We start from the raw sequence: 517 nt of genomic DNA, 5'->3' as shown, positions 1-517 counted from the left end.
TATTCCTCTCTATTATGTTGGGTGTTCAGAGATAGGCAATGAGGATAACAAGCTCAATTGGCATATCCTGACTAATGAGCCGATAAATAATAAAGAGGATGCCCTTACCATTATCGGTTATTACGAAAAACGCTGGCTTGTAGAGGAATACCATAAAATTTGGAAGAGTGAAGGAACAGGCGTAGAAGAACTGAGAGTTCAAAGCAAAAATAATCTAGAGAGGTTAGCCACCATTTATGCCTTCTTAGCTGTCAGGATATTTCAATTAAAATTTGCCAGTGAGCAACTTGAAGATATTAGCTGTGAAAAAATTTTGTCGCCAAAAGCATGGAAGTTACTCTGGCTTAAGAGCATAAAAACAGCCCTCCCTGAAACGCCTCCCACTGCTAAATGGGCATACGAACATCTTGCAAAACTCGGTGGTTGGAAAGATAGCAAACGAAATGGCAGAGCATCAGTAAAAACCTTGTGGGAAGGATGGCTAAAATTGCAGGCCATCCTTGAAGGCTATGAACTC

General features: G+C 40.6%; 1 protein-coding gene. It reads left to right on the top strand.

Annotated elements, in window-relative coordinates; translation table 11 throughout:
• A partial coding sequence (locus tag AAY47_RS19575) for an IS4 family transposase (protein WP_047772050.1) occupies nucleotides 1-517 on the top strand: 517 nt, incomplete at both ends.

The sequence above is a fragment of the Xenorhabdus griffiniae genome, from assembly GCF_001028135.1.
Lineage (GTDB): Bacteria > Pseudomonadota > Gammaproteobacteria > Enterobacterales > Enterobacteriaceae > Xenorhabdus > Xenorhabdus bakwenae.
The sequence above is the reverse complement of the archived record's forward strand: the minus strand, read 5'-3'. Positions and strand labels throughout refer to the sequence as shown.